The following is a 15,228-nucleotide window of genomic DNA, read 5'->3' as shown; positions in this document are numbered from 1 at the left end:
TCCTTGCTCCGGACGGAAGAGATGCTGTTGAATGTCGGTCCCCAACATCCGAGTACACATGGTGTCCTGCGCTTGATCGTGAAAATCGACGGGGAGATGATCGTCGATGCGGAGCCGGTGATCGGCTACTTGCACCGGGGGACGGAAAAACTGGCAGAAGACCTGAATTATACGCAAATCATTCCCTATACCGACCGGATGGACTACTTGTCCGCGATGACAAATAACTATGCCATCGTTCATGCCACTGAGCAATTGATGGGGCTGGAAATTCCCGAACGGGCCGAATATTTGCGTGTGATCGTGATGGAATTGAACCGGATCGCTAGCCACTTGGTGTGGATGGGAACCTACTTGCTGGATGTCGGTGCGATGAGCCCTTTTCTTTATGCCTTCCGGGATCGGGAAGAGATCCTGAATCTGTTCAATGAACTCTGCGGCGCGAGGATCACGTATAATTACATGCGCGTCGGAGGTGTAAAATGGGACGCACCGCCGGGATGGATTGAAAAAGTGGGAACCTTTGTGGAATATATGAAAAAACAGATGCGGGATTATCACGCTCTGATTACGGGTAATGAAATTTTTATCTCGCGGACCAAGGGTGTGGGCGTATACAGCAAGGAACTGGCCATCCAGTACGGCTTGTCCGGAGCGAACCTCCGCGTGACCGGGATCGACTGGGACCTGCGCAAAAAGCAGCCCTATTCCATTTACAGTCGGTTTGAGTTTGATGTGCCGACAGGGAAAACGGGAGACCTGTATGATAAATATCTCTGCCGGATGAATGAAGTGGTGGAGTCGCTCAAAATTATCGAGCAGGCAGTCAACCAGTTTCCGGAAGGCGGTTCCATCATGGGCAAAGTACCGCGTGTTCTGCGCGTCCCCGAAGGTGAGATTTACGTCGGAATCGAATCCCCGCGCGGAGAATTGGGCTGCCACATTGTGAGCAAAGGGAAAGACAAACCGTGGCGGTTGAAATTCAGGCGGCCTTCCTTCTACAATTTGCAGATTCTTCCCGTTCTTCTAAAAGGGGAAAATATCTCCAATCTGGTGGCGATATTGGGCGGAATCGACATTGTGCTCGGGGAGGTGGACTGCTGATGAGCCTGCTGGCGATTTTGGCCCCGGTCCTGCTTTTGGTGATCGTCCTTGCCTTTGTTACATATGCGATCCTGTTTGAACGCAAGGTGATCGGCTGGATGCAGAACCGCATCGGGCCCAACCGTGTGGGACCCTGGGGAATGCTGCAAACGGTGGCGGATGTGTTTAAGCTGCTGATCAAAGAGGATGTGATACCGGAAAAGGCTGATCGCGCTCTCTTCAAACTGGCACCTGCCATAGCGTTTGTGCCGGCTTTTGCCGTTCTTGCGGTCATTCCTTTTACCGAGACATGGAAATTCACTGATTTTGCCGTCGGTTTGCTTTACTACATGGCTGTTTCCAGCATCACGATTATCGGCATTATGGTCGGTGGATGGGCATCCAATAACAAATATGCGCTCCTTGGCGGAATGCGTTCGGCGGCGCAGATGATCAGTTATGAGATCCCGCTGGTCATGTCGGTGGTCGGGATCATCATGACGACCGGTTCCCTCAACCTGAACGATATCGTTCACAGCCAGAAGCACGTCTGGTTTATTTTTCCGCAAATCATCGGATTTCTCGTATTTTTGATTGCTGCCGTATCCGAACTCAACCGGACTCCGTTTGACTTGCCGGAGGCTGAATCGGAGTTGGTTGCCGGGTATCACGTGGAGTACACCGGATTCCGCTTCGCCTTTTTCATGCTGGCGGAATACGTGTATGTGTTTGCGATGGCCAGCCTGACCACGGTTCTTTATCTCGGCGGATGGAATGCCCCGTTCGGACTTACCATAATCCCGCCGATCATCTGGTTTATTCTCAAATTTTTGCTCGTCGTCTTTTTCCTCTTCTGGCTCAGGGCGACCATGCCGCGCATTCGCGTCGACCAACTGATGCAGTTTGCTTGGAAAGTACTGTTGCCGCTGGCGATTTTCAATATCTTCCTGACAGCGGTGCTGAAAGAAGTACCGGGAATCGGGCACTTTTATTAATCGATACGACAGGAGGGATCAGTGGTGTTGGGATTGGTGAAGGGGTTGGGAATTACCCTGAAGAATATGACTAAACCGAGAGTTACCTACCGTTACCCGGACGAGCCGCTCAAGATGCCGGACCGCTTTCGGGGCATTCAGTACCTGGACCCGGAAAAGTGCATCGTATGCAATCAATGTGCCCGCATCTGTCCGACCGATTGCATTCAACTGACCGGCAAAAAAAATCCGGACCCTGAGAAAAAAGGGAAAGTCCTCGATACCTTTGACATCAATTTTGAAATCTGCATCCTGTGCGATTTATGTACGGAAGTTTGCCCGACGGAAGCGATTGTCATGACCAACAACTATGAACTTGCCGTGTACAGCCGCGATGAATTATTCAAGGACATCCGGTGGCTCCATGAAAACAACCAAAATATCCGCAGCGAAAACAGCACCAATCTGATCAAGAAGCCGGGAGGTAAAACAACATGAACCTGTCTGGCGAATTTATCGCCTTTTTTGTTTTATCCGTGATGGCGATTGGCGGAGCCGTTTTTATGATCAACATGCAGCGCGTGATGCATATGGCCTTGGCTTTGGCCTTTACCTTTTTCAGCATCGCCGGCATTTATCTCCTGCTCAATGCACCGTTTTTGGCGGTGATCCAGGTGCTGATCTACACGGGAGCCATTTCGATCCTCATGCTGTTTGGCATCATGTTGACCAAGCACCGGTATGAAGAAAAAAGCGCCGTCGCCCGCTGGCAGGGGGTAATCGGCTTTATCGGTGTTGCCTGCTTTTTGGGAGTGTTGATGTGGACGATTTATCGCACGCCGCTCCTCAGTGGCCAGGGCAATCCGAAGGATTTTGGCATCCACCAGTTGGGAGCGGCGGTGTTCAAGGAATACGCCATTCCTTTTGAAGTGGCATCCATCCTGCTCCTTGTGGCGCTGGTAGGGGCCGTGATCTTGGCTAAGAGGGAGGAAAACGAATGCAGCTGACATCATATCTCGCATTATCGGCCATTTTGTTCAGCATTGGCCTGTACGGGGTGTTAACCAAGCGGAATGCGGTTATCGTTCTGTTTTGCATTGAGTTGATGTTAAATGCAGCGAATCTCAACTTTGTCGCCTTTTCCAAATTCGGTCTGTTCCCCGGTTTGACCGGACAGGTTTTTACCCTGTTCACCATAACGATAGCCGCGGCGGAAGCTGCCGTGGGGATCGCCATTTTGATCGCGCTGTACCGCAATGTGCAATCGGCGGAAGCAGACCGTTATGATTCGATGAAAGGTTAAGCGCAAAAATCTCAAGAGAAGGAAGGATTTCATATGAGCGCACAAGTTGCACTCCTCATTCCCCTCTTTCCTTTCCTCGCTTTCCTTTTGTTGATTTTTGGCAGGAGGTTCTGGGGGGAAAAGGCGGCGGCGGGAATCGGCATTATCGCCACTTTCGCCTCATTTGCCGTCACACTGCCGGTCCTGTGGGGGAGTTTGGGCAAAGGGCAGACGATCACATGGAGCATACCGTGGTTTCATCTCGGGGAAAAGGCCGTTTTTCTCAGCATGCGTTTGGAACCGGTCAATGTCCTGATGCTGGTGATCGTGTCCGGTGTGAGTTTTCTCGTTCATCTCTATTCGTACGGGTATATGCGGAAAGATGAGCGCTTTACCGTGTTTTATGCTTATCTAACCCTGTTCACCTTCTCCATGCTGGGTCTGGTGATGTCGGCTAATTTGCTGCAAATCTATTTTTTCTGGGAATTAGTGGGCGTTTGCTCGTTTTTATTGGTGGGCTTCTGGTATTTCAAGCCGGAAGCAAAGGAGGCAGCCCGCAAAGCGTTTGTGGTCACCCGGATCGGGGATGTCGGTTTGTTCATCGCCATCGCTTTGCTCTACTGGCATGTGGGCAGTTTTGAGGTGATGGATGTAAAAGCGGCGGTTCTGAACGGTAAACTGACCCCGGGGATCATCACCCTGACCGCCATTTTGATTTTTGTCGGCGCTGTCGGAAAATCGGGGCAATTTCCGCTTCACACATGGTTGCCGGATGCGATGGAAGGCCCGACTCCGGTCAGTGCGCTGATCCATGCTGCGACGATGGTGGCCGCCGGTGTCTATCTGGTGGCAGATCTCTTTTTCCTCTTCACCGCTTCGCATCAGGCGATGAACGTCGTTGCCTATGTCGGCGGATTTACGGCGATTTTCGCTGCGACGATCGGTGTGGTGCAAAATGATATCAAGCGGGTGCTCGCTTACTCGACAGTGAGCCAGCTCGGCTATATGATGCTGGCATTGGGATCAACGGGTTATGTGGCAGGGATGTTTCATCTGATGACACATGCCTTTTTTAAAGCCCTTCTCTTCCTCTGCGCAGGTGCAGTGATCGTCAGCCTGCACCACGAACAGGATCTGAGAAAAATGGGCGGATTGTGGAAAACACATCGATGGCTGGGGTATTCCTTTTTGATCGGATGTTTGGCGATCTCGGGAATTCCGCCTTTTTCCGGTTTCTTCTCGAAGGATGAGATTTTGGAATCGGCGTATGCCGACGGGCGAACCGGTTTGTTCATCGTCGGGGTGCTTGCCGCCTTCTTCACCGCTTTTTATATGTTCCGCCTCTTCTTTATGGTATTTGCGGGACAGGCGCGAGGAGAGAAAAACAGGGAGCCGGTGCCGCGGGTCATGATGGTCCCGATTCTGATTTTGGCCTTTATGTCGATCATCAGCGGGTTTTTCAACACTCCCGGAGACCGGCTGGCACATTGGCTGACCCGTACCGGTACTGCCACCATTTCGCTTGAGCATGCGCCGGTGTGGATCTCGGCAGTGGCGATTGTTGTGGCGGCCGCCGGCATTTTTCTCGCTTATGCCATGTACGCCTCAGAGCGGATCAGCCCCGAACGGGTGGCAAAGTCTGTCCCTTGGGCATATCAGGTCGTTTATCGGAAGTATTACCTCGATGAGCTTTACCGGGCCGTGCTTGTCTGGCCGCTGAAGGGACTGGGCTGGATACTGACCGGTTTTGACCGCTTTCTCATTGGCGGGCTCGTTTACCTGAGCGCCTGGATTGCCCAGCTGGTGGGAAGAATCGGATCCCGCCTGCAAAACGGGCAAGCGCAGACCTACGTTTTAATTAGCTTGATCGGATTTGTGATCTTGATTGTCGGTTTGACAGCGGGGAGGTTGTTTCCATGACAAGTTGGGTTGATTGGTTGCCAACGCTCGTCACCTTTTTTCCACTGCTCGGTGCGGTGATTTTGCTGTTTTTTCCCCGTGATCTGGTAAAAGGGCACCGCTTCGTCGGGATTTTGAGCACGATTCCATCGCTGATTTTGGCAATTGTGATGTATCAGCGATTCGATCCGGCGTTGAACGGAATGCAGTGGTTTAAGTCCGTTACCTGGTTCCGGATTCCGATTTTCGGTGGAATGCCCTGGGAGTTTCATTACAGCATGGGCGTTGATGGGTTGTCGCTGCCACTGGTCGTTCTCACCTGTATCGTTAGCACATTGGCGGCGGTTGCCTCCCTTTATATCAAACAGAGGACAAAAGCCTATTATGCGCTCCTGCTGATTTTGCAGACGGGGATGGCAGGGGTGTTTCTGGCGGCAAACCTGTTCCTGTTTTTCATCTTTTTTGAGGTGACGTTAATCGCCACCTTCTTTCTCATTGGCGGCTGGGGCTACCTTGGCAAGGAGAAGGCGGCTAACCACTTTTTGCTTTATACCGGTTTGGGTTCCGGGTTCCTGCTTTTTGCCATGGTCGGGCTGCTCCTCTTTTTCGGCTCACTCGATTATTCGGTTTTACAGGAACGCATGGCCCAGCTGGCCACTCAGATGGCATTGTTGCCACCGCAGGCGCAAACGATGCTCTGGCTCATTTTCATAAGCCTGCTCATCGCGTTTGGCATCAAACTGCCAATCTTTCCCTTTCACAGCTGGATGCTGCGGGTGCATGTGGAAGCGCCGACGCCTGTGGTGATGATCCACTCCGGGATTCTTCTCAAAATGGGGGCCTATGGTTTAATCCGGTTCGGGGTGGGCCTATTCCCGGGGTTTATGAAGGAAGCGGCTGCTGTCTTGTCCATTCTCGGGCTGGTCAATATTTTGTACGGCGCGATCCTGGCCTTTGTGGAAAGGGAACTGAAACGCGTGCTGGCCTTCTCGAGCATCAGTCATATGGGGATCGTGTTGTTCGGGCTCGCATCTTTAAATGAAATCGGATTGCAAGGGGCGATTTTCCAGGCGGTTTCCCACGGGTTAATTTCCGCCCTGCTCTTCTTCCTGGTTGGGAGTTTGTACCATCGCACCAAAACGACGCTGTTGGACGATTTGGGCGGATTGGCCAAAACGATGCCCGTCCTCTCTGGGATTTTGATGGTCGGTGCGCTGGCTTTGTTGGGGTTGCCGGGATTGTCGGGATTTATCAGCGAATTTTTCGCCTTCCTCGGTTTGTTTAAAGTGCGTCCCATTGTGGCTTCGGTGGGAGCGCTCGGCCTCATTTTGGCCGCCGTTTATGTATTGAGATTTCTGTTGCAAACGACATTTGGCCCGCTGAAGGAACGCTATCTCAACAGTCTCGACATCCAAGCGAAGGAAAGCGTCCCCATGTTCGTGCTGGTCGGTTTGATCGTGCTGATCGGAATTTACCCGGCGGCGCTCGGCGAACCGATGCACCATACCTTACAATATCTGGTAGCGAAGATCGGAGGGTAGGGACATGGAACATACATTGCTTGATTTTAATCTGAGGGTCATGGCTCCGGAGCTGATCATTGTCTCTGCCGCCGCCCTTCTTGTGATACTTGAGCTATTGCTCAAAGAATCGACATCGCGCAATTGGATCGGCTGGCTCGGCCTGCTTGCCGTGATTGCTGCGGGCGTCAGCGTCGGAATGGAGTTTGGACATCCGCCCTATCAGATCCTCAATGACTCGTATCGGGTCGATTCTTTCAGTTTGGCTTTCAAAGCCCTGCTGCTGGGCGGGGGAGGACTGACGATCCTCTTTTCCCTTGCCGGGGGGAAGAATGAACAGCCCAAACCGAAAGGCGAATACTATATACTTTTGCTCGCAGCTCTTTTGGGCGGAATGATGATGGTTTCGTCGGCTGATCTGCTCGCGCTGTATGTGGGGTTGGAATTGCTGAGTCTGTCCTCGTACATATTGGTGGGCATAAACAAACGCGACCGGCATTCCAATGAAGCGGCATGGAAATATGTCGTGTTGGGCGGGGTGTCTTCGGCCTTTCTCCTCTACGGGATGTCGTTTTTGTACGGATTGACGGGAGCCACGAACCTGTTTGCGATTCAGGGAAAAATGGTGGAAATGGTGGCAACGCAAGATCAGGCATATATCTATGTGTCGCTCTTTTTGATGATGGTCGGCTTTGGCTTCAAAATTGCCACCGCTCCGTTTCACACCTGGACGCCCGATGTGTACCAGGGGTCCCCGACACCCGTTACCATCTTTCTGGCCGTGGTCTCCAAAGCAGCTGCGTTTGCCCTTGTGGCCCGGGTTCTCCTGATCGCTTATCTCCCGTTGGTCAGCACGGGAGCCTGGAATGAAATTGTCTCATGGCTGTTAATGATTTTGGCGGCCTGCTCCATGATTATCGGCAATACGGCGGCGCTGCGGCAAACCAATGCCAAACGTCTGCTCGCCTATTCGAGTATCGCCCAGGCGGGGTATGTTTTGGTTCCGCTCTCGACGCTGGGATTTGTAGGCTTTGATCTGTTTCCCAGCCTGTTCTATTACCTGTGTGCTTATCTGTTCATGACAGCAGGGGCATTCGCTGTGGCTGATTGCATCGCAAAAAGCTGTAAAAACGACCAGATCAGCGCCTTTGCCGGACTTTCCCGCCGCTCTCCCTGGCTGGCAGGTGTCATGACCATCTTTTTAATCTCGTTGGCCGGTTTTCCGGTGACAGCCGGCTTTTTCGGTAAGTTTTACCTGCTTACCAGCGCCGTCGGCAGCAATCAGGCCTGGCTCGCAGCCGCCATGATTTTGACAACGATTGTTTCCTATTATTACTACTTTGAGTTTATACGCCAGATGTATTTTCGGGCGCCGGATCTTGCCGCCCCCAGGGTAAGCGTTTCCTGGGCAGCCTGGGCCGTTCTGGCGATCGGGGTTGCCGGAACGCTGGCGCTCGGGTTGTTTCCCGACCTTCTCCTGCACGAATTGGGCAAAATCGATTGGCATTCCGCATTTGCCCAGGCGCAAAATGCGATTCGACAATAAGGGTGATCGGGACAAAAAATACCCCGTTTCCTGGTCGGACGAAGCGGGGTATTTTTGCGGAATGCCTTGAGAACAGCCGACTTTACCGGCAATTCCGGGTGAAGCGTCGGGAAAACAGGCAGGCGAAAATCGAAATTTGTTTGCCAATCAGAAAAAAACTTTGCGCGACCGTTCATTTTTTTGTACCATGATACCATGTGAGAACATGTGCCTGAAGGAGTGCATATGATGGATGGAGCGACGCAATTGGCGCTTTCTTCTCTGGTGGACATACTCATTTCGCTCGCCTGCATTTTGGTCTGTTGGTGGGTGCTGACGGGAGTTCGCCTCGAAGTCATTTTCAAGAAAGGGCGAACAACTGCAGTGAAGGCTCTTCATGTGATTTTGGCCTTGGTCCTGGGTCATCAGCTCGCCACCTTCTTCATCGATTATCTGGGTTGGTCCAAACTGCTGGGGCAGCTCTTTTAGGGGATCATGGGTATATTCTCTCCCGTAAATGCGAAAAATGGGAATAATATTAATTTATGGGAGAGAAGGATGATGAGGAAATTTCGGTTGATTGAAGCAACCGTTTGGCTGTTGTTTTCCTTCTTGCTGATGGGTTCCCAGATGAAATTGGGACCGGAACAAAAATTGCTGCAGGTTTTTCATTCTGTCGGTGGACGTCCGGAGCTTTATGTGCTCCATTTTGGAAGCCGTACACCGGATGCAATGACGAAAGAGAGAATGGACCAATTGGCTGGGAAGCTCCAAGTCTCTTTAGGCACAGCTTCGTTGAAAAAAAATGCAGAAACAGACGGAATCCGATATACGGCAACGGGATGGATTGCACCGGATCTCCTGGTGCAATGGGTTATGATCAACGATGAGCCGTCCAGCGATAAGGTTCGGCCGTATCTTTCCCTTCAACTGATCGGGAAGGGGGAGCCCGGGGCTGATTTTGCAAAAGCGCGTGACCGTTGTACGAAGGTTTTGCGAGAAAACGGAATCATCCCTTCTTATCATTTTTCCGTACAAGGTACCGCGTCGGTTGGGCATACTGATGCTGAAAACTTGTTGACCCGGGTAACCCGGATGCTTAAAGCAAGAGAAGTGGAAGAGATGCGGACAGACCGCACCATTAGCCTATCCTTGTTTTCTCCCCTACTCTCCAGCGGCATTCGGACAGGCGGTGGAGTGATGAATGTACAGGTTGCGGCACGGATGAACCATGACACTCATCGCTTGATATTGACATTAGGAACTCCGATTATCACCATAGAATATTAGGTCTTATGGGGGGGAAGAGCTATGGAAAAAATTATTGTTCAGGGTGGGACGAGATTAAGAGGCAGAGTAAAAGTTCACGGGGCAAAAAATGCCGTCCTTCCGTTGATTGCGGCATCGATCCTGGCTTCCAGAGGGGAAATTTCGATTCTGGATGTACCGATGCTGGAGGATGTCAAAACAATCACGCAGATGCTGAAGCGCCTCGGAGTTGCCGTAACGCTGAATGAAGACAATGTCGTGATCAATGCGGAAAAAATGATCTCCACCGAAGCACCTTATGATTTGGTGCGCAAAATGAGAGCGTCCGTGTTGGTCATGGGGCCTCTCCTCGCTCGCAAAAAACGCGCACGTGTTCCGCTCCCCGGAGGGTGTGCAATCGGTAGCCGTCCCATCGATCTTCACATCAAGGGATTTGAAGCGATGGGGGTTCAGTTTGAGACGGGACAGGGCTTTATTGAAGGGTATGTCCCCGACCGGCTGAAAGGTGCGACGATCTATCTCGATTTCCCGAGTGTGGGGGCGACCCAAAACATCATGATGGCCGCGACGCTGGCGGAAGGGCGCACCATTATCGAAAATGCCGCCTGTGAACCGGAAATCGTCGATTTGGCCAATTTCCTCAATGCGATGGGAGCGAAAGTGCGGGGGGCCGGTACCGATGAAATCCGCATCGACGGTGTGGATTTCTTGCGCGGAACGGAGTATACCGTCATTCCCGACCGCATCGAAGCGGGAACATACATGGTTGCAGCTGCGATTACCCGCGGTGAGGTGTTCGTTGAGGGAGCCATTTCCGATCACCTCGTTCCGTTGATCGCCAAATTGCGCGAGATGGGAGTCCATGTACTGGACGGGGAAAACGGCATTCATGTCCGGGCTGACGGAGATTTGAAACCGGCCGATGTCAAAACGCTTCCTTATCCGGGATTCCCCACCGATATGCAGTCGCAGATGATGGCGCTGCTGCTGACGGCAAAAGGGACCAGCCTGCTGACGGAAACCGTGTTTGAAAATCGCTTTATGCATGTGGAAGAGTTTAAACGGATGGGAGCGCAAATCAAAATCGACGGTCGGACTGCGATTATCGACGGCGGGAAACCGCTGTCCGGAGCGCAGGTGAAAGCGACCGATCTGCGTGCGGGGGCCGCTCTGATCCTGGCGGGACTGGCAGCCGAGGGGATCACCGAGCTGACCGAACTGCATCACGTCGACCGCGGATATGTGGACATCGTGGGCAAGCTGCGGGGACTCGGGGCCAAGATCGCCCGCGTACCCGTGGAAGAAGCAAGTCATCTCAAACAAAAATCCTTTGCCTGAAATGAGTAACAGGAAAGCGATCACCGTGTGAAAGGTGGTCGCTTTTCTTTTTTTCTATCAAAGCGCGATTGCATGGCGGGATGTGACTCATCTTGACTTTCCTGCGTTCCGGTTTGTCTTGCCAATGTCCTCACCCATCGGTTACATTCTGTTTTTTGTTCTAAACCGCTTTCCGCTTTTCATAGTTTAATAGTGATTTAATCGGTACTCAGGAGATGGAGTAACCCAATACCGGCACTATACAAAAAACGGAGGCGAAAGCGGCTTGCATAAGGGATACCTGTTTGTCTTTCTGGGGTTGTTGCTGGTGATTACCGTCATTCCGGCTGTGTTGGTGTGGATCGGATCGGATTCCTCTCCCACATTGGCGGATTCCGGTGCAACAAAGAGCGTAGATGAGCAAAAGTGGAAGGTGCGGGTTTTTTTGACGGAGGAACAACGCGTCGTCGAGATCCCCCTGGAGCAATACGTCTGCGGAGTGGTTGCTTCAGAGATGCCGGCCGACTTTGCCATGGAAGCATTAAAGGCGCAGGCGCTGGCGGCCAGAACGTATATCGTCGACCGGATGGAAAAAGGAAATTTCAAGGATATGGCTGAGTGGGGAGAAAAAGCGAAAAGCGCCTATGTCACCGATACGGTGCAGCACCAGGTGTATACGACAAACGAAAAGCTGCATCGCGAATGGGGAAACAAGTATCAGCAAAATTGGAAGAGGATTTCCGAAGCGGTTGCGGCTACCAAAGGAGAGATTATCACCTACCAGGGAAAACCGATTTATGCCGCTTTTTTCTCGACAAGCAATGGGCAGACGGAAAACTCCGAGGATTATTTCAACGAGAAGTACCCTTATCTGCGCAGCGTTTCGTCGCCCTGGGATGAAACCTCTCCCAAGTTTTTGCAGCAGCAAAGCATGTCATTGACGCAATTGATCGGAAAGCTGGAAAAGTCGCTCGGCATTAAAATCAGCCTGTCTGCCTCGACCGGGGAGCCTCTGTTAAAAGTGACCAACCGGACTCAGAGCAATCGTGTGGCCCAGGTCAGGGTGGGGGACAAGTTATTGAGCGGCCGCAAAGTAAGGGAAGCGCTGAATCTCCCATCCTCTGATTTTTCCTGGAAAATCACGGGGGATCGCGTGCAGATCACCACCAAAGGCTACGGGCATGGGGTCGGCATGAGCCAATGGGGAGCCAACATGATGGCAAAACAGGGGAAAAAGGTGGAGCAAATTATCAAATATTACTATCACGGCGTGGATATCAGCCCGATCCCCGATTCTTCAAGTGTCGGATAAAGAGGGGTTCGGGGAATATACCAAAAATTTGCAGGCTTGGGTATAAAAAGAGATTTCGAGGTCGACAATGGTTCCTGAGGTGATTGTTCATGAAACCTGAGGAACCAAAAAATCAAGTTTCTGACTTTGAAAAAGCGAAGCGCCGTTTGAAGTGGAAAAAATTATTTGCCCAGAAATGGTTTTTCCCGGCCGTTTACCTGACCGCGGCAGCACTGATTCTAGCTATTGCTTGGTGGTATCAGGATTATCGGGTTCATCAAGTGACCGAGACAACAAAACGCACCGTTCAACAATCTCTGCCGATGGAGCCGATTCCATCCAATCCGACAGATGATGATTTCGTGTTGCCGATTGCCCCGGATGCGCATGCGGTGAAGACGATGGGTTTTTATGATGAAGCGGCTTCCGAAAAGGAGCGGGAAGCTTCGCTGGTCAAATATGCCAATTCCTTTTGGCCGCATTCCGGGATTGACTTTGCCCGCAAAGACGGGAAGTCATTTGATGTTGTCGCGGCATTGGAAGGAAAGGTTATTCGTGTTGAAGCGAATCCGGTTGTGGGATACCAAATCGAAATCCAACACGACAGCGGGATTACGACCGTCTACCAAAGTCTGAAAGAAGTCAAGGTGAAAAAAGGGCAAATGGTGAAAAAAGGACAGGTGATTGCCACAGCAGGCCGGAACAGCTTTGAAAGAGAAGCGGGCATCCACTTGCATTTTGAAGTCAGAAACAAGGATCATCAAGCAATGAATCCGGCTGAATATCTGCCAAATTCCTGAAGGCGAAACGCTCTCAAAAACGAGGGCGTTTTTTTGTATCCATAAAATGGTGAAGCCGGAGGGGGGAAAACGGGGCAGCAACTCGGGAGGAGCGGAGGCTGCCGCGACCCATAAAAAATAGCTTGTTTATGCCTGTCTCAGCGCGTTTCGAAAGAATAACCCCTACCCCCTGTCAATATAATGTACCAAATGAATGAAAGGGGGCACGGCGGGTGCATGATTATATAAAAGAAAGGACCATAAAGATCGGGCATTACTTTGTGGAGACGCGCAATACCGTGAGAATGATCGCCAAGGAATTTGGCGTTTCCAAAAGTACCGTGCATAAGGATTTGACGGAGAGGCTTCCCGAAATCAATCCCGATTTAGCGAATCAGGTGAAGGAAATTTTGGAATATCATAAGTCCATTCGCCATATTCGAGGAGGAGAAGCGACAAAGATCAAATATAAGCGGAATAAGGAAAATAAATCAGGGGAAGTTTCACTGAAAGTTTAATATTTTCCTGTGGCACCGGACGCATTACATAAGATTAAAAAAAGAGAGAGAAAATCTCATTTTGCGAGGTGGCCTGACAGTCTCCGGTGCTCTTTTCTGTATAAGAAACGTTCAAACTCCTCCAGCTCTAAGTGTAGACTTATGTTAATAGTTACGATATATTCTATTATGAACATAGCTGGATTTTATCAATTGCTTGTTGTTTTGCTTTGGACGAGCTTTTTATAGATGGTTGAATCATAATGTGGAGAAGTAAGCCTTTGGAGAGGAATGCAGATGAGTTATCCAAATAAAGAAACCCCAGTTGACAAAAAGTCGGAAACGGTTGAAAGTCCCGGACAGGAAACCAAAGAAAAAAGCTCGCCTTCGGAAACCAAAGAAATGACGCGTTTGCCCGTCGGAAAGCTGAAATGGAGCAAAGACGAAGAGGAAGAGCAGGATATAGAACTGATCTTGGCCAAAAGCAAAAAAAATGAGGCGGTTTCTCCCAAAAAAGAAGATGGAAACGAATCCAGTACGGCGGGCGTTGCCGGGAATTCGCCGAAATCTTCTCCGAAAGAGGATGCAGATCCTCTCTCCAAGCCGCAAGGGAAAGCGGGCCTGGCCAAAGAAGGGGAAACCCCGCAAAAGGAAGTTGCTTCTTCTGCCGAGTCAACGCAGACGGCCAAGCGGGAGCTTACGATCGAAGACACATTAACTCCGATTGACTTTAAGGAGTACCTGATCGATCCCAAGCAAACCAAAAGCGAAGAACAGGCGCAGTTTAAAACGGAAGTTAAAAAACCTGTCTTTCAAGCAGAACCGCTTCCGAAAAAAGAAGAATCGAACGCAAAAGCAGAAAAAGAAGAACCAAAGTCGAAGGAACAGAAAGAAAAGCCCAAGGTAAAAGAAAAAACCAAAGCAAAAGAGAAACCAAGTGTACAGGATAAACGTTTTGGGGAAGATGCAAAAGAAGATAAAAAATCTTCGAGCCAAAACCTGGCGCGGATAGCCAAAATCCTGTGGTTCCCCGTTACGATCGTTGTGGTCTTGATTGTAGGATTCATCATCGGTCATACGGTGATCGGGGATCAACCGGCAGGCGATCTTTTTAATATGAGCATGTGGAACCATATCTATGATTTGCTCTTTACGAAATAGGCCCGTCGAGGTTGTACAGACGGGAGCTTTTCTTTTCGGAAGAGGGGATCGTGTGAAAATCAGTAACTGTGAGGAGGGATCCTGGTGAATTTGCCCAATCTGATTACGTTGGTTCGCTTTGTTTTTATTCCCTTGTATCTGTTCGTTTTCTTTTCGGATTTGCCGGGCCACATGTACTGGGCGGTTGGGATTATCCTTCTCGCAGGTTTGACTGATGTGTTGGATGGATACTTAGCGCGCAAGACCAAACAGATTACCCAGCTCGGAATTATGTTAGACCCGTTGGCGGACAAGCTGATGATGATCGCCATTTTCCTGTCGCTTCTGATTTCGGGGAAAATCAGTTTTTGGGCGGCTTTTGCGATCTTTTTCCGCGATTTTACCATGATCGTCTGCTCGGCGATTTTTCATTTTCGCGGTAAAAAAACGGTTCCGGCCAACATTTTCGGCAAGCTGACAACCGTTCTTTTCTATTTGACATTATTCCTTCTTCTTTTCGACTTGCCGAATGCCGAAACGTTCTTGTGGTCGGTGATTGTGCTCTCTTATATCACTTCGCTCATCTATATGCTGCAATTGAAAACGGTCAATGGACGGATGATGCAATAAGAATCGGCGAAAATAAAACCGA

At 50.6% G+C, this 15,228-nt stretch carries 16 protein-coding genes; all 16 read left to right on the top strand.

Translation table 11 applies throughout. From position 1 onward, the window contains the following. Positions 1 to 3: 3 nt before the first annotated feature. The 16 genes from I8U19_RS06915 (at position 4) to I8U19_RS06840 (ending at position 15,206) form a co-directional block, all read left to right on the top strand. Positions 4 to 1,104, top strand: coding sequence for an NADH-quinone oxidoreductase subunit D (locus I8U19_RS06915; RefSeq protein ID WP_033100393.1), 1,101 nt, complete (start codon positions 4 to 6; stop codon positions 1,102 to 1,104). Further along, on the top strand, positions 1,104 to 2,078 hold the full coding sequence (gene nuoH / locus I8U19_RS06910) for an NADH-quinone oxidoreductase subunit NuoH (protein WP_052154088.1): 975 nt from the start codon (positions 1,104 to 1,106) through the stop codon (positions 2,076 to 2,078). The genes I8U19_RS06915 and nuoH overlap by 1 nt, the downstream gene beginning before the upstream one ends. 24 nt (positions 2,079 to 2,102) lie before the next feature. Continuing rightward, positions 2,103 to 2,555, top strand: coding sequence for an NADH-quinone oxidoreductase subunit NuoI (nuoI, locus tag I8U19_RS06905; protein WP_033100392.1), 453 nt, complete (start codon positions 2,103 to 2,105; stop codon positions 2,553 to 2,555). A gap of 2 nt (positions 2,556 to 2,557) precedes the next feature. Continuing rightward, the gene (locus I8U19_RS06900) at positions 2,558 to 3,064 is read left to right on the top strand and encodes an NADH-quinone oxidoreductase subunit J (protein ID WP_033100547.1); all 507 of its coding nucleotides are present in this window, start codon (positions 2,558 to 2,560) and stop codon (positions 3,062 to 3,064) included. Next, positions 3,055 to 3,360, top strand: coding sequence for an NADH-quinone oxidoreductase subunit NuoK (gene nuoK / locus I8U19_RS06895; RefSeq protein WP_033100391.1), 306 nt, complete (start codon positions 3,055 to 3,057; stop codon positions 3,358 to 3,360). Before I8U19_RS06900 ends, nuoK begins: the two co-directional genes overlap by 10 nt. A gap of 33 nt (positions 3,361 to 3,393) precedes the next feature. After that, complete coding sequence (nuoL, locus tag I8U19_RS06890; protein ID WP_198055546.1) at positions 3,394 to 5,259, top strand: NADH-quinone oxidoreductase subunit L; 1,866 nt, start codon at positions 3,394 to 3,396, stop codon at positions 5,257 to 5,259. After that, positions 5,256 to 6,779: a complex I subunit 4 family protein gene (locus I8U19_RS06885; protein WP_033100389.1), complete on the top strand. Its 1,524-nt coding sequence runs from the start codon at positions 5,256 to 5,258 to the stop codon at positions 6,777 to 6,779. Before nuoL ends, I8U19_RS06885 begins: the two co-directional genes overlap by 4 nt. 4 nt (positions 6,780 to 6,783) lie before the next feature. Continuing rightward, a complete protein-coding gene (locus I8U19_RS06880; protein ID WP_198055545.1) occupies positions 6,784 to 8,304 on the top strand; it encodes an NADH-quinone oxidoreductase subunit N in 1,521 nt (506 codons plus the stop codon). 228 nt (positions 8,305 to 8,532) lie between these two features. Further along, positions 8,533 to 8,772: a DUF1146 domain-containing protein gene (locus I8U19_RS06875; RefSeq protein WP_198055544.1), complete on the top strand. Its 240-nt coding sequence runs from the start codon at positions 8,533 to 8,535 to the stop codon at positions 8,770 to 8,772. Positions 8,773 to 8,844: 72 nt separating this feature from the next. Then, positions 8,845 to 9,573, top strand: a complete 729-nt coding sequence (locus I8U19_RS06870; protein ID WP_033100387.1) for a YwmB family TATA-box binding protein — start codon at positions 8,845 to 8,847, stop codon at positions 9,571 to 9,573. 21 nt (positions 9,574 to 9,594) lie between these two features. Then, on the top strand, positions 9,595 to 10,890 hold the full coding sequence (murA, locus tag I8U19_RS06865; RefSeq protein WP_033100386.1) for a UDP-N-acetylglucosamine 1-carboxyvinyltransferase: 1,296 nt from the start codon (positions 9,595 to 9,597) through the stop codon (positions 10,888 to 10,890). A gap of 265 nt (positions 10,891 to 11,155) precedes the next feature. Next, on the top strand, positions 11,156 to 12,181 hold the full coding sequence (spoIID, locus tag I8U19_RS06860) for a stage II sporulation protein D (protein ID WP_198055543.1): 1,026 nt from the start codon (positions 11,156 to 11,158) through the stop codon (positions 12,179 to 12,181). An 89-nt stretch (positions 12,182 to 12,270) separates the two neighbouring features. Then, positions 12,271 to 12,960, top strand: a complete 690-nt coding sequence (locus I8U19_RS06855) for a M23 family metallopeptidase (RefSeq protein ID WP_033100384.1) — start codon at positions 12,271 to 12,273, stop codon at positions 12,958 to 12,960. 212 nt (positions 12,961 to 13,172) lie between these two features. Next, positions 13,173 to 13,457: a sporulation transcriptional regulator SpoIIID gene (gene spoIIID, locus I8U19_RS06850; RefSeq protein WP_033100383.1), complete on the top strand. Its 285-nt coding sequence runs from the start codon at positions 13,173 to 13,175 to the stop codon at positions 13,455 to 13,457. 276 nt (positions 13,458 to 13,733) lie between these two features. Beyond that, a complete protein-coding gene (locus I8U19_RS06845; RefSeq protein WP_033100382.1) occupies positions 13,734 to 14,597 on the top strand; it encodes a DNA-directed RNA polymerase subunit beta in 864 nt (287 codons plus the stop codon). 84 nt (positions 14,598 to 14,681) lie between these two features. Next, entirely contained in the window at positions 14,682 to 15,206 is a 525-nt protein-coding gene (locus tag I8U19_RS06840; protein WP_033100381.1) for a CDP-alcohol phosphatidyltransferase family protein, read from the top strand. Positions 15,207 to 15,228: the final 22 nt, after the last annotated feature.

It is taken from the genome of Thermoactinomyces sp. CICC 10523 (assembly GCF_016055105.1).
Taxonomy (GTDB): domain Bacteria; phylum Bacillota; class Bacilli; order Thermoactinomycetales; family Thermoactinomycetaceae; genus Thermoactinomyces_A; species Thermoactinomyces_A daqus.
This window is presented reverse-complemented; position numbering and strand designations above follow the sequence as displayed.

What these genes read in the sequence shown, in the direction of transcription:
- nuoL (WP_198055546.1), top strand. Translation starts at nt 3,394, where the DNA reads ATGAGCGCACAAGTTGCACTCCTCATTCCCCTCTTTCCTTTCCTCGCT.
- murA (WP_033100386.1), top strand. Translation starts at nt 9,595, where the DNA reads ATGGAAAAAATTATTGTTCAGGGTGGGACGAGATTAAGAGGCAGAGTA.
- I8U19_RS06875 (WP_198055544.1), top strand. Translation starts at nt 8,533, where the DNA reads ATGGATGGAGCGACGCAATTGGCGCTTTCTTCTCTGGTGGACATACTC.
- I8U19_RS06845 (WP_033100382.1), top strand. Translation starts at nt 13,734, where the DNA reads ATGAGTTATCCAAATAAAGAAACCCCAGTTGACAAAAAGTCGGAAACG.
- nuoK (WP_033100391.1), top strand. Translation starts at nt 3,055, where the DNA reads ATGCAGCTGACATCATATCTCGCATTATCGGCCATTTTGTTCAGCATT.
- I8U19_RS06870 (WP_033100387.1), top strand. Translation starts at nt 8,845, where the DNA reads ATGAGGAAATTTCGGTTGATTGAAGCAACCGTTTGGCTGTTGTTTTCC.
- I8U19_RS06880 (WP_198055545.1), top strand. Translation starts at nt 6,784, where the DNA reads ATGGAACATACATTGCTTGATTTTAATCTGAGGGTCATGGCTCCGGAG.
- nuoH (WP_052154088.1), top strand. Translation starts at nt 1,104, where the DNA reads ATGAGCCTGCTGGCGATTTTGGCCCCGGTCCTGCTTTTGGTGATCGTC.
- I8U19_RS06885 (WP_033100389.1), top strand. Translation starts at nt 5,256, where the DNA reads ATGACAAGTTGGGTTGATTGGTTGCCAACGCTCGTCACCTTTTTTCCA.
- I8U19_RS06855 (WP_033100384.1), top strand. Translation starts at nt 12,271, where the DNA reads ATGAAACCTGAGGAACCAAAAAATCAAGTTTCTGACTTTGAAAAAGCG.